This is a genomic window from Streptomyces sp. 13-12-16 (assembly GCF_002114215.1).
Taxonomy (GTDB): Bacteria; Actinomycetota; Actinomycetes; order Streptomycetales; family Streptomycetaceae; genus Streptomyces.
Window position 1 is genome coordinate 1 of sequence record NZ_NCTE01000366.1, and the last position, 13,080, is coordinate 13,080.

The 13,080-nt window shown below is 70.8% G+C and carries 10 protein-coding genes; 8 read left to right on the forward strand and 2 right to left on the reverse strand.

Annotated elements, in window-relative coordinates:
• The 6 genes from B7767_RS15390 to B7767_RS15415 form a co-directional block, all read left to right on the forward strand.
• The coding region (locus tag B7767_RS15390; protein ID WP_107486111.1) for a spermidine/putrescine ABC transporter substrate-binding protein at window positions 1-1,191 on the forward strand (1,191 nt) is incomplete at its 5' end.
• A 4-nt stretch (window positions 1,192-1,195) separates the two neighbouring features.
• Entirely contained in the window at window positions 1,196-2,374 is a 1,179-nt protein-coding gene (locus B7767_RS15395; protein WP_085572691.1) for an ABC transporter ATP-binding protein, read from the forward strand.
• Window positions 2,371-3,303 (forward strand): ABC transporter permease, encoded by a 933-nt coding sequence (locus B7767_RS15400; protein WP_085572692.1) that lies wholly within the window; start codon window positions 2,371-2,373, stop codon window positions 3,301-3,303. The genes B7767_RS15395 and B7767_RS15400 overlap by 4 nt, the downstream gene beginning before the upstream one ends.
• A 1-nt stretch (window position 3,304) precedes the next feature.
• Window positions 3,305-4,105: an ABC transporter permease gene (locus B7767_RS15405; RefSeq protein ID WP_085572693.1), complete on the forward strand. Its 801-nt coding sequence runs from the start codon at window positions 3,305-3,307 to the stop codon at window positions 4,103-4,105.
• Between the two features lie 24 nt (window positions 4,106-4,129).
• Window positions 4,130-5,548 (forward strand): FAD-binding oxidoreductase, encoded by a 1,419-nt coding sequence (locus tag B7767_RS15410; protein WP_085572694.1) that lies wholly within the window; start codon window positions 4,130-4,132, stop codon window positions 5,546-5,548.
• An 85-nt stretch (window positions 5,549-5,633) separates the two neighbouring features.
• Complete coding sequence (locus B7767_RS15415) at window positions 5,634-7,448, forward strand: chitinase (RefSeq protein ID WP_085572695.1); 1,815 nt, start codon at window positions 5,634-5,636, stop codon at window positions 7,446-7,448.
• On the opposite strand, the gene B7767_RS15420 is transcribed toward B7767_RS15415, so the two are convergent.
• Both B7767_RS15420 and gabT read right to left on the reverse strand, forming a co-directional pair.
• Window positions 7,387-8,025 (reverse strand): phosphatase PAP2 family protein, encoded by a 639-nt coding sequence (locus tag B7767_RS15420; RefSeq protein ID WP_085572696.1) that lies wholly within the window; start codon window positions 8,023-8,025, stop codon window positions 7,387-7,389. The two genes, B7767_RS15415 and B7767_RS15420, sit on opposite strands and share 62 nt — an antisense overlap.
• A gap of 433 nt (window positions 8,026-8,458) precedes the next feature.
• Entirely contained in the window at window positions 8,459-9,793 is a 1,335-nt protein-coding gene (gene gabT / locus B7767_RS15425; RefSeq protein WP_085572697.1) for a 4-aminobutyrate--2-oxoglutarate transaminase, read from the reverse strand.
• A gap of 342 nt (window positions 9,794-10,135) precedes the next feature.
• On the opposite strand from gabT, the gene B7767_RS15430 reads away from it, so the two are divergent.
• Window positions 10,136-12,547 (forward strand): ATP/GTP-binding protein, encoded by a 2,412-nt coding sequence (locus tag B7767_RS15430; RefSeq protein ID WP_085572698.1) that lies wholly within the window; start codon window positions 10,136-10,138, stop codon window positions 12,545-12,547.
• Between the two features lie 127 nt (window positions 12,548-12,674).
• A partial coding sequence (locus tag B7767_RS15435; protein ID WP_179167157.1) for a PucR family transcriptional regulator ligand-binding domain-containing protein occupies window positions 12,675-13,080 on the forward strand: 406 nt, incomplete at its 3' end.

The following is a 13,080-nucleotide window of genomic DNA, read 5'->3' on the forward strand; positions in this document are numbered from 1 at the left end:
AGCCTCCGCACCGGCAGGGCGGCCCTGTCCCGCCGTTCCGTGCTGCGCGCCTCCGCGGGCGGCGTGCTCGCGGCCGGCGGACTCGGCGCGCTGAGCGGCTGCGGCATCCCCGCGGCCGGCAACACCCGGGGCGGTGTCCCGGCGGAGGACCACTCGAAGGAGGAGAAGTCCGTCAGCTTCTCCAACTGGACCGAGTACATGGACGTCGACGACAGCGGGCACGCCCACCCCACGCTGGACGCGTTCACGGAACGTACCGGCATCGAGGTCAAGTACACCGAGGACATCAACGACAACACCGAGTTCTTCGGCAAGATCAAGCCGCAGCTCGCCGCGGGCCAGGACACCGGCCGCGACATCATCGTCCTCACCGACTGGCTGGCCGCCCGCCTGATCCGCCTCGGCTGGGTGCAGAAACTGGACCCGGCCAACCTCCCGAACGCCTTCGCCAACCTGTCGCCCCAGTTCCGCAGCCCCGACTGGGACCCCGGCCGTGCCTACTCCTACCCCTGGCAGGGCATCGCGACCGTCATCGCCTACAACAAGAAGGCGCTCGACGGCGTCGAGGTGAGGACCCTCTCCGACCTGCTGGACAACCCGAAGCTCAAGGGCCGGGTCGGACTGCTCACCGAGATGCGCGACACCATGGGCCTGACCCTGCTCGACATGGGCAAGGAGCCGGAGAAGTTCACCGCCGACGACTACGACGCGGCGCTCGCCCGTCTCCAGAAGGCCGTCGACAAGGGCCAGATCCGCCGGTTCACCGGCAACGACTACACCGCGGACATCAGCAAGGGCGACTTCGCCGCCTGTGTGGCCTGGGCCGGGGACGTCGTCCAGCTCAAGGCGGACAACCCGGACATCGACTTCCTGATCCCCGACAGCGGCTACATGATGTCCAGCGACAACCTGCTGGTCCCCAACAAGGCCCGTCACAAGGCCAACGCCGAGCGGCTGATCGACTACTACTTCGAGCCGAAGGCGGCCGCGGAACTCGCCGCCTACATCAACTTCGTCTGCCCGGTCGAGGGAGTGAAGGACGAGCTCGCGAAGATCGACGAGGACGCGGCGAACAACCCGCTGATCCTCCCCGACCGGGCCATGCAGGCCAAGTCCCGTGCCTTCCGCTCCCTGAGCTCCGAGGAAGAGACGGAATTCGAAGAGAAGTTCGCGAAGCTCACTGGGGCGTGACGAGATGAAGACGACCAAAGACACCACCACGGCCGGCCACACGGGCGGGGACGTCCGCCTCACCGGCATCGGCAAGACGTACGGCTCCTTCACCGCCGTACACCCCCTGGACCTGACCGTGCCGCAGGGCTCCTTCTTCGCCCTGCTCGGCGCCTCCGGCTGCGGCAAGACCACCACCCTGCGGATGATCGCCGGCCTGGAGGAGCCCACGAGCGGCACCGTCCACCTCGGCGACCAGGACGTCACCGCGCTGCCGCCGTACAAGCGGCCGGTGAACACGGTCTTCCAGTCCTACGCCCTCTTCCCTCACCTCGACATCTTCGAGAACGTCGCCTTCGGTCTGCGCCGGCGCGGCATCAGGAGCGTGAAGAAGCAGGTCGAGGAGATGCTGGAGCTGGTGCAGCTCGGCGAGCAGGCCCGCAAGAAGCCGCACCAGCTCTCCGGCGGCCAGCAGCAGCGCGTCGCGGTGGCCCGCGCGCTGATCAACCACCCCAAGGTGCTGCTGCTCGACGAGCCGCTCGGCGCCCTCGACCTGAAGCTGCGCCGCCAGATGCAGCTCGAGCTCAAGCGCATCCAGACCGAGGTCGGCATCACCTTCGTGCACGTCACGCACGACCAGGAGGAGGCCATGACCATGGCCGACACGGTCGCGGTGATGAACGCCGGCCGGGTCGAGCAGCTCGGCTCACCCGCCGACCTCTACGAGAACCCGCGCACCACCTTCGTCGCCAACTTCCTCGGCACCTCCAACTTCATCGAGGCCGAGATCGACTCCGCGTCCAACGACGAGATCATCCTCAAGGCGGGCGGCGGCAAGCTGGTCCTGCCCGGGGCCCGCAACAGCGCGCCCACGACGACCGGCGGCAAGGTGCTGGTCGGGGTGCGCCCGGAGAAGATCTCCCTCACCCACGCCGACGACGCCGGCGGGATACCCGAGGGCCGCAACCGGATCACCGGCCGGATCACCGGCGCCGGCTTCATCGGCGTCTCCACGCAGTTCGTCGTCGACAGCCCGGTCTGCTCCGACTTCGAGGTCTACGTCCAGAACATCGACCGCGACGCCCGGCTGGTGCCCGGCGCCGAGGTGGTCCTGCACTGGAACCCGGCCCACACCTTCGGCTTGGACGCGGCTCAGGACATCGACGCGGGCGTCGAGACGGTCGAGGAAGAGGTCGCCCGATGACCACGGTCACCGAGGCGCCACCCCTGGCGCCCGCCCCGGAGACGAAACCCCCGCGGCGAGCGCGCAAACGCGGCCGCTGGACGCCGTACCTGCTCCTGCTGCCCGGCCTGCTGTGGCTGTTCGTGTTCTTCGCGCTGCCGGTGGTCTACCAGGCCTCCACGTCCGTGCAGACGGGCTCCCTGGAGGAGGGCTACGAGGTCACCTGGCACTTCGCCACCTACTGGGACGCGCTGTCCGAGTACTGGCCGCAGTTCGTGCGCTCGGTGCTCTACGCGGCCTCCGCGACCGTGCTGTGCCTGCTGCTCGGCTACCCGCTGGCCTATCTGATCGCCTTTCGCGCGGGACGCTGGCGGAACCTGATCATGATCCTGGTGATCGCGCCGTTCTTCACCAGCTTCCTGATCCGCACGCTCGCCTGGAAGACGATCCTCGCCGACGGCGGCCCGGTGGTCGACGCCCTGAACACCCTGCACGTCCTGGACGTCACGGCGTGGCTCGGCTGGACCGCCGGCGACCGGGTGCTCGCCACGCCGCTCGCGGTGGTGTGCGGTCTGACGTACAACTTCCTGCCCTTCATGATCCTGCCGCTCTACACCTCGCTGGAGCGCATCGACCCCCGGCTGCACGAGGCGGCGAACGACCTGTACGCCAGGCCGTCGACCACCTTCCGCAGGGTCACCTTCCCGCTGTCGATGCCGGGCGTGGTCTCCGGCACGCTGCTGACCTTCATCCCGGCGTCCGGCGACTACATCAACTCGGATCTGCTCGGTTCGACCGACACCCGCATGGTCGGCAACGTCATCCAGTCGCAATTCCTGCGGATCCTCGACTATCCGACGGCCGCGGCACTCTCGTTCCTCCTGATGGCCGCGATCCTCGTCGTCGTCACGCTCTACATCCGCAAGTCCGGCACGGAGGATCTGGTTTAGAATGACCTTCGTCAACTGGCTCAAGCGCCATTTCGTCGTCATCGCGGGACTGCTGACCCTCGCCTACCTCCTCCTGCCGAACGTCGTCGTCACCGTGTTCTCCTTCAACAATCCGAAGGGGCGCTTCAATTACACGTGGCAGGAATTCTCCACCGAGGCGTGGAAGGATCCGTGCGGCGTCTCCGGACTGTGCGCCTCGCTGTCGCTCAGCCTCCAGCTCGCCCTGTGGGCGACGCTCGGCGCCACCCTGCTCGGCACGATGATCGCCTTCGCGCTGGTCCGCTACCGCTTCCGCGCCCGCCCCGCCGTGAACTCGCTGATCTTCCTGCCGATGGCGATGCCCGAGGTGGTCATGGCGGCCTCACTGCTCACCCTGTTCCTCAACATGGGTGCTCAGCTGGGCTTCTGGACGATCCTGATCGCCCACATCATGTTCTGCCTCAGCTTCGTCGTGGTCGCCGTGAAGGCACGCGTGATGTCGATGGACCCGCGACTGGAGCAGGCCGCGCAGGACCTGTACGCCGGCCCGTTCCAGACGTTCGTCCGGGTCACGCTGCCGATCGCCGCCCCCGGCATCGCGGCGGGCGCGCTGCTCGCCTTCGCGCTCTCCTTCGACGACTTCATCATCACCAATTTCAACGCCGGCTCGACCGTCACCTTCCCGATGTTCGTATGGGGCTCCGCGCAGCGCGGAACTCCCGTGCAGATCAATGTGATCGGTACGGCCATGTTCGCCCTCGCCGTCCTGCTGGTCCTGGTCTCCATGGTCATCGGAAATCGCCGCAACCGGCAGAAGGCATGAAAAGCACCGTAGGGAGTTGAAATCATGGCCCCTGGCGCCATGAGCCGTTGGACGAAATCCCTTTCCGAAGCCCGGCCGGTCTCCTACTGGCTGGACGACCCCGGCAGGCCCGACCCCGAACCCGCCCTCACCGGCGCCGAGACCTGCGACCTGCTGGTCGTCGGCGGCGGCTACAGCGGACTGTGGACCGCGCTGATCGCCAAGGAGCGCGACCCCGCACGGGACGTCGTGCTGGTGGAGGGCCGCGAGGCGGGCTGGGCCGCCTCCGGCCGCAACGGCGGGTTCTGCGCCGCCTCCCTCACCCACGGCCTGCCCAACGGACTGACCCGCTGGCCGGACGAGATCCACACCCTTCAGCGGCTGGGCGCCCGCAACCTCGACGCCATCGAGGAGACGGTCGCCCGCCACTCCATCGACTGCGACTTCGAACGGTCCGGCGAGATCGACGTCGCCACCGAGCCCTACCAGGCGTGGGAGCTCAAGGACTGGTACGAGGGGATCCGCGCCAAGGGACTCGCCGACGACGTCGAGTACCTGGACGCCGACGCCGTACGGGAACAGGTGAACTCCCCGACCTTCCGGGCGGGCCTGTACGACCGCCGGGGCGTGGCCATGCTCAACCCCGCCCGCCTCGCCTGGGGACTGAAGCGGGCCTGTCTCGGCCTCGGCGTCCGCGTGTACGAGCACACCCCCGCCCTCACCCTGAAGCCGTACGGCGGCGGCATGGCCGTACGCACCCCGTACGGGCGGATCCGCGCCCGCGCGGTGGCGCTCGGCACCAACGTCTTCCCCAGCCTGGTCAGACGGGTCCGCTCCTACACCGTCCCGGTCTACGACTACGCCCTGATGACCGAGCCGCTCACCGCCGACCGGCTGGCGTCCGTCGGCTGGAAGAACCGGCAGGGCCTCGGGGACAGCGCCAACCAGTTCCACTACTTCCGGCTCTCCGCCGACAACCGGATCCTGTGGGGCGGCTACGACGCGGTCTATCCCTACGGCGGCCGGGTGCGCGCCGAGTACGACGACCGGCCGGAGACCTACGCCAGGCTCGCCGGCCACTTCTTCACCTGCTTCCCGCAGCTCGAGGGCGTGCGCTTCACCCACGCCTGGGGCGGCGCGATCGACACCTGCTCCCGCTTCTCGGCGTTCTTCGGCACGGCGTACACGGGGAGGGTGGCGTACGCGGCGGGCTACACCGGGCTCGGCGTCGGCGCCACCCGCTTCGGGGCCGAGGTGATGCTGGACCTGCTGGCGGGGGAACGGACGGAGCGCACGGAGCTGGAGATGGTGCGCAGGAAGCCGCTGCCGTTCCCGCCGGAGCCGTTCGCCTGGACCGGCATCGCGCTCACCAAGTGGTCGCTGGCCAGGGCGGACGCGCGGGGCGGGCGGCGCAATCTGTGGCTGCGGACGATGGACCGGCTGGGTCTCGGCTTCGACAGCTGAGCCGCGCGGGGGCTTGACAACCGAATTGGTCTGGACCAAATTGAGCGCGCTCCGCCCTCCAATTCCCCCATGCCCGGAGGCACTTGTGGACCGCTCCAGACCCCTCGCGCGCCGGCCCCTCGTGGCGCTGCTCACCGCCACCGCCCTCGCCGCCACCGGTACGACCGCGCTGTCGTCGGCCGCCCGCGCGGCCGACGCGGACCTCGCCAGGAACGGCGGCTTCGAGTCCGGCCTCGACGGCTGGAGCTGTACGGCCGGCACGACCGTGAACGCACCGGTGCGCAGCGGAAGTTCGGCACTGAAGGCGACCCCGGCGGGCGCCGACAACGCGCGCTGCGCGCAGACCGTCACCGTGAAACCGGACTCCCAGTACACGCTCTCCGGTCACGTCCAGGGCAGCTACGTCTACCTGGGCGCGAGCGGCACCGGCACCACCGACGTCTCCACCTGGGCCCAGTCGGCCCCCGGCTGGCAGCAGCTCACCACCACCTTCCGCACCGGCCCCTCCACCACCCGCGTCACCGTCTACACCCACGGCTGGTACGGCACCGGGGCCTACCACGCCGACGACATCACCCTGGTCGGCCCCGGCGGTGAGACCGGCCAACCGCCCGCCCCGCCCACCGGTCTCAGGGCGGACACCGTCACCTCGACCGGCGTGGCCCTGTCCTGGTCACCGGTCACGGGCGCCACCGGCTACGCGGTCTACCGCGACGGCACCAAGGTGCGGACGGTGAGCGGGACTTCGGTCACCGTGTCCGGGCTGTCGCCCTCGACGGCGTACGCCTTCCAGGTCACGGCCGTGAACGACGCGGGCGAGTCGGCCCGTTCGGCCACCGTGACCGCGACGACAGGGGCACCCGACTCGGGCGGCGGTCCCTCCGACCTCCCGCCGCACGCCCTGGTGGGCTACCTCCACGCCAGCTTCGCCAACGGCTCGGGCTACACGCGCCTGGCCGACGTCCCCGAGAGCTGGGACGTCATCGACCTGGCCTTCGGCGAGCCGACCTCGGCCACCTCCGGTGACATCCGCTTCGACCGGTGCCCGGCGTCCGAGTGCCCGGGGGTGGAGAGCGACGCCGAGTTCAAGGACGCAGTCAAGGCCAAGCAGGCGGCCGGGAAGAAGGTGCTGATCTCCATCGGCGGCGCCAACGGCCAGGTGCAGCTCACCACCACGGCCGCCCGGGACACCTTCGTCTCCTCCGTCTCGAAGATCATCGACGAGTACGGGCTCGACGGTCTGGACATCGACTTCGAGGGCCACTCCCTCTCCCTGAACGCCGACGACACGGACTTCAGGAACCCGAAGACCCCGGTGATCGTCAACCTGATCTCGGCCCTGAAGACCCTCAAGGCCAAGTACGGCGACGACTTCGTGCTGACCATGGCCCCGGAGACCTTCTTCGTCCAGCTCGGCTACCAGTACTACGGCACGGGCAGGTGGGGCGGCCAGGACCCGCGGGCGGGCGCGTACCTCCCGGTGATCCACGCCATGCGCGACGACCTGACCCTGCTGCACGTCCAGGACTACAACTCCGGGCCGGTCATGGGCCTGGACAACCAGTACCACTCCATGGGCGGCGCGGACTTCCACATCGCGATGACGGACATGCTGCTCACCGGCTTCCCGGTGGCGGGCGACGCGAACAACGTCTTCCCTCCGCTGCGCGCCGACCAGGTCGCCATCGGCATGCCGGCCACCACCAACGCGGGCAACGGGCACGTGTCCCCGGCCGAGGTCACCAAGACCCTCGACTGCCTGACGAAGCGCACGAACTGCGGCGGTTACGCGACCCACGGGACGTGGCCCGGACTGCGCGGGCTGATGACCTGGTCGATCAACTGGGACCGGTTCGGCGGCTGGGAGTTCCAGCGGACGTTCGACGGCTACTTCGGCTGAGCGACAGCCGGAGGCAGATCAGCAGCACCGCGCCGAGGCACCAGCTGGCCGCCACGTCCAGCGGCCAGTGGTAGCCCCGGCGCACCAGCCCGAACGAGGCGCCGGCGACCAGGACGGCGCAGGCCGCGAGGAACGCGCGACGGACCGCCGGCGACCTCAGCAGCGGCAGGAGCAGCAGTGTCGCCGCGCCGTACGCCACCACGGCGGTGGCCGTGTGCCCGGAGGGGTAGTAGCCGACCGCCGGGGGCACGGCCGGGGTGCCGGGGCGATCGGTCCACTCCTTGAGGGGCGCGACCAGCACCGGCACCAGCACCATCGCCAGGGCCCCGGCGGCGGGCGGCAGCCACCAGCGGTCCATACCTGTGGCACGCCCGCGCCAGGCGACGTACGCCAGCGCGGTCACCAGAACGGGGAGGGCGACCTGGACGTTGCCGAGGTCGGCGAGCAGTTCGGAGGCCCGGTCCGGGTGGACCAGCTCCCGGCTCAGCCGCTCGTCGAGGCCCACCAGCGGGCCGTCGGCGACGACCTGCCAGGTGATCAGCGCGAAGAGGAGAACGGGCGGTCCCAGCAGCAGCATGGTGCACAGCTTCGCAGGTGGGGTCCAATGTACGCCGAAGGGCCAGTGCAAAGGGGGGGGTATGCACTGGCCCTTCTGGGAACGGCTTGCCGTGTGAGGTGCCCGGATGGCCGTCCGGACCGGAACGTCGCGCGCCCCGGGGGGTGTGGGGCGGGCGACCGTCCGATCATGAGGAGACCCGAAGCCTTCAGGCCCCGGTTGTGTGCGCGAGGGCACGACCAGGTCGAAGCTGGGGAGGCCCCGGCCTGAAACCACCCACAGTCCCCTGTGGGCGGGGTGTATCTCTCATCCGCGTAGAAACCTACGGCAGGGGACGGCCCCGCGACAGGGCCGACGGGCTCCTGTCATCCACCCCGCACACCTTCTTCACACGCTCTGCCGCTCGTCGGTCCCGGCGGCCCGGGGCAGGCGTCCCACCTGCCCCGATGCCGGCTCAGATGCGCGCGAACGCCTGCTCGATGATGTCGAGGCCCTCGCCCAGCAGGTCCTCGCCGATGACCAGCGGGGGCAGGAAGCGCAGCACGTTGCCGTAGGTGCCACAGGTCAGGACCAGCAGGCCCTCCTGGTGGCAGGCCTTGGCCAGCGCGGCCGTCGCCTCGGGGTTCGGCTCCTTGGTGGCGCGGTCCTTGACCAGCTCGATGGCGATCATCGCGCCCCGGCCGCGGACGTCGCCGATGACGTCGAACTTCTCGGCCATGGCGGTGAGGCGGGTCTTCATGACGGACTCGATGTTCTTCGCCCTGGCGTTGAGGTCGAGCTCCTTCATCGTCTCGATGGCGCCGAGCGCGCCCGCGCAGGCGACCGGGTTGCCGCCGTAGGTGCCGCCCAGGCCGCCGGAGTGCGCGGCGTCCATGATCTCGGCGCGGCCGGTGACGGCGGCGAGCGGCAGACCGCCCGCGATGCCCTTCGCGGTGGTGATCAGGTCCGGGACGATGCCCTCGTCCTCGCAGGCGAACCACTGGCCGGTGCGGCAGAAACCGGACTGGATCTCGTCGGCGACGAAGACGATGCCGTTGTCCTGCGCGAACTTGCTGATCGCCGGCAGGAAGCCCTTCGCGGGCTCGATGAAGCCGCCCTCGCCGAGCACCGGCTCGATGATGATCGCGGCCACGTTCTCGGCGCCGACCTGCTTGGAGATCTGGTCGACGGCCTGCGCGGCGGCCTCCGGGCCCGCGTTCTCCGGGCCGGTCGGCCAGCGGTAGCCGTAGGCGACCGGGACGCGGTACACCTCGGGCGCGAACGGACCGAAGCCGTGCTTGTACGGCATGTTCTTCGCGGTCAGCGCCATGGTGAGGTTGGTGCGGCCGTGGTAGCCGTGGTCGAACACGACGACCGCCTGCCGCTTGGTGTACGCACGCGCGATCTTCACGGCGTTCTCGACGGCCTCGGCGCCGCTGTTGAACAGCGCGGACTTCTTGGCGTGGTCGCCCGGGGTCAGCTCGGCGAGCGCCTCGGCGACGGCCACGTAGCCCTCGTACGGCGTGACCATGAAGCAGGTGTGGGTGAAGTCGGCGAGCTGGGCGGAGGCGCGGCGGACGACGGCCTCGGCGGAGGCGCCGACGGAGGTCACGGCGATGCCGGAACCGAAGTCGATCAGCCGGTTGCCGTCGACGTCCTCGATGATGCCGCCGCCCGCGCGGGTGGTGAACACGGGCAGCACGGAGCCCACGCCCTGCGCGACCGCGGCGGTGCGGCGGGCCTGCAGCTCCTGCGACTTCGGGCCGGGGATGGCGGTGACGACGCGGCGCTCCTGCGGAAGTGCGGTCATGCGGGGCTCCTGGGGGGTGTTTCGGACGCTTGCGTTCTTTTCTCGCAGGCTAGGGCGGGCAGCGGGGGGTGGGCATGCTCCATGTGGGCGTTGTGCGGGGTTCCGGCTTGTCCGCGGTGGACATACCCCGGCCGCGGGCAGCCGTGCCTCCCTCCCCCAGTTCCTCAAGGGCCTGGGAGGTACCCCCATGAGCGGGGGGTGGGCGTGGCGGCGCCCGCGAACGCGGGCACGTGAGGCCCGCCCCCGCCCGACCCCGGCCACGTAAGCAGTGAACTCGACCTGTCAGGGCGTTAGATTGACTCGCTGACGGCGGATGGAGCGGCAGCTCAGGGGGCAAGGGCGATGAACAGCGACGGTACCCAGGACGCACGGGGCACTCATGCGAACCCCGTCCCGCGCCCGGCGGGTCCACCGGACGTACCGACGGCGCCGCCGCGACCGAGCCGGGCCCCGGGGACACCACCGGTGCCGCAACAGGCCCCCGGCTCCCCGTCCACCGTCGTCGCCTGGCTCGACGAGGCGAGGCCGGCCGCCCGGCCGGGGATCTGGCGGTACGGCCACCGCCCGAAGGAGATCCCGGAACGCCTTGCCCCGGTGACGGTCGCCGGCATGCTGATCCCGCTCGTCCTGGCGCTCGGGGCGTGGTCCCTCTGGAGCAGCGGCGCCTTCCCGTACAAGAGCACCCTCCTACGGGCGTTCACACCGAACGACTGGTGGTACCCGCTCACGGTGGTGCCCAAGCCGGTCGAGAGCTGGGCCGTGGGGCTCCCCGCGGAGCACGCCCTGCTGCTCGCCGACGGCGTCTTCTTCGCCGCGCTCGTCCTCGCGGTCGGCGTGCTCGGCAGCTGGCGCGCCATCGTCCGCCACTACATGAACCGCCTGTCCCGGCCGGCACAGGTCCTGGTCTCCGCCGGCCTCGCCCTCGTCGCCCTCGGTCTCGTCTTCCCCGACGCCTTCCCGGGCGTCGGATGGTCCGCGGTGCCGGTCGTCGATCCGTTGCTCTCCCTGACCGTGCTGATCACGGACAGCTACGACCTGATGGCCTCCCCCTTCTTCACGAACACGCTGTACACGGTCGTCACGCTGCTCGTGGTGTGGCCGTTCGCCCGCCTCGGGGCCTGGCTGCCGTACGCGAAGGGGCTGTTCGCCCCCCGCCCGACGAACACCGCCGCCGACCGGACCGTGCCCGACCGGCCTCGCTCCCAGTGGCCCGCCCTCCGCGACGCCGGCCAGCACGAGGCCGCGGACCTGCTCACCGCCGAGGTCACCGGCGGCCGTGTGAACGACGTCGACTGCACCCGCATCGAGCACGCCTTCACCGTCGCCCGGCGCAGCGCCACGCTGGACGCCTTCCGCGACACCGTCCTGCGTCAGGGCGGCGCGGCCTGGACGCACCCCTCCGGCGCCCGGGACCTGCCGCGCCGGACCGCCCGTCACGACCTGCTCGCCGGTCAGGTGCGCATCGGCCGCTGGGTGGCGGCCGAGCGCGCTCCCCAGCCGTACCACGACGCGGGGGCGGCCCTCGGTCCGGACGTGCTCGGCACTTCGCTGCTCGCCGTCGGTCCCTCCGGGTCCGGCAAGACCCGCACCCTCGTCGAACCGGTGACCGAGGGACTGGCGCTGCAGGCGCTCACCGGGCGCTGTGCCGTCGTCGCCGTCTCCGCCGTCGGGAGCCCGCTCTGCGCGGACGACGCCTTCGACGTGATCGTGCGGATCGGCGATCCGTCCTCGGTGCACGACCTCGACCCGTACGCCGAGTCCGACGATCCGGACGAGGCGGCCGCGATCCTCGCCGAAGCGCTGACGGGCGACCTCGAAACGGTCGGCACGCAGGGCGCCGCCACCGCGCTGGCGCAGCTGCTCGGCCCCTTCCGGGCGGTGCACGGGCGCTTCCCCACCCTGCCGGAGCTGTACGAGCTGCTGGAGGGCGAGGAGCGGACGCTGGCCCCGCTGCGGGAGGCGCTCGCCGCGAGTGGGAACGACGTCATGCACCGCGAGCTCGACGCACGGGCCCGGCAGACCGGTACGCCGGGCGACGCGGGCCGGGCCCTGGCCGACCGGCTGGCACTGCTGAACCGGCCGGTGTTCGCGGACTTCTTCGGCGGGGGCGGCCCCGGCAGGCCGTTCTCCCTGCGTGCGGTCGCCCACCACCCCCTGCGGGTACGGATCGACCTGCCCGAGCGCGTCCACGAGGAGGCCGGACGGCTGATCACCCGGCTGGTCCTCGCACAGTTCCACGTCGTCGTACGGGAGAGCCGGCGCGCCCACTTCGCCTGCCTGGTCCTGGACGATGCGACGGGCACGGTCACCGCGGAGTCGGTGCGCCGCATCCAGCGGCTGCGGTCGCAGAACGCGGGCGTGCTGCTCGCCCTGCGCACCATCGGTGACGTTCCCGAGGCGCTGCACGGTCCGCTCTACGGCGCGGTGGGCTGCCGCATGGCGTTCTCCGGTGTCACCACCTGGGACGGCAGCCGGTTCGCGCAGACCTGGGGCACCGAGTGGGTGGAGACGACGGAGGTCTCCAAGCACACGGTCTTCGCCGACCAGCCGATGACGCGGTTCCTCCACGCGGTGCGCAAGCGGCTCACGGGCAAGGCGGTGACCACGGACGCGGTCACCGTGCGGCAGGTCGAGCGGGAGCGGTGGTCGGCGTCGGAGCTGGCGCATGCCGTACCGGCGGGCCACGCGGTGCTGTCGCTGACCGACGTCAGGGGCGAGCACGCGCCGCCGCTGCTGGTGGACCTGCGGGGGTGAGCCGGCCGGTCCGGGCGGCCGGGGACCGTACAGTGAGGCAGAATCGACAGGAGCCGTTCATACGTGACGGCCAAAAGATCACCGAGTTCTCACACACCCGACGCAGACCCGAAGGCTCAAGGCACCCATGCCCCCGACGCTCGCCTCGCTCGTCCACCACTCCGCGCTCAAGCTGACCGTGCGCGCGGGCGAGGACCGCCTCGACGCGCCGGTCCGCTGGGCGCACGCCAGTGAGCTCGCCGATCCCGTGCCGTACATGGAGGGCGGGGAGCTCCTGCTGATCACCGCGCTGAAACTCGACGCGGAGGACCGGGAGGCGATGCGCCGCTATGTGCGGCGACTGGCCGGAGCGGGAGTCGTGGGCCTCGGATTCGCCGTCGGCGTCCACTACGAGGACATACCCGACGCCCTCGTCGACGCCGCGCGGGAGGAGGGCCTGCCGCTCCTCGAGGTGCCGCGCCGCACCCCCTTCCTCGCGATCAGCAAAGCCGTGTCCGCCGCCATCGCCGCCGACCAGTACCGCGCGGTGACCG

Bases quoted from the DNA above. Each gene is read 5' to 3' on its own strand.
- B7767_RS15410 (WP_085572694.1), top strand. From the start codon at position 4,130: ATGGCCCCTGGCGCCATGAGCCGTTGGACGAAATCCCTTTCCGAAGCC.
- B7767_RS15420 (WP_085572696.1), bottom strand. From the start codon at position 8,025: ATGCTGCTGCTGGGACCGCCCGTTCTCCTCTTCGCGCTGATCACCTGG.
- B7767_RS15400 (WP_085572692.1), top strand. From the start codon at position 2,371: ATGACCACGGTCACCGAGGCGCCACCCCTGGCGCCCGCCCCGGAGACG.
- B7767_RS15395 (WP_085572691.1), top strand. From the start codon at position 1,196: ATGAAGACGACCAAAGACACCACCACGGCCGGCCACACGGGCGGGGAC.
- B7767_RS15430 (WP_085572698.1), top strand. From the start codon at position 10,136: ATGAACAGCGACGGTACCCAGGACGCACGGGGCACTCATGCGAACCCC.
- B7767_RS15405 (WP_085572693.1), top strand. From the start codon at position 3,305: ATGACCTTCGTCAACTGGCTCAAGCGCCATTTCGTCGTCATCGCGGGA.
- gabT (WP_085572697.1), bottom strand. From the start codon at position 9,793: ATGACCGCACTTCCGCAGGAGCGCCGCGTCGTCACCGCCATCCCCGGC.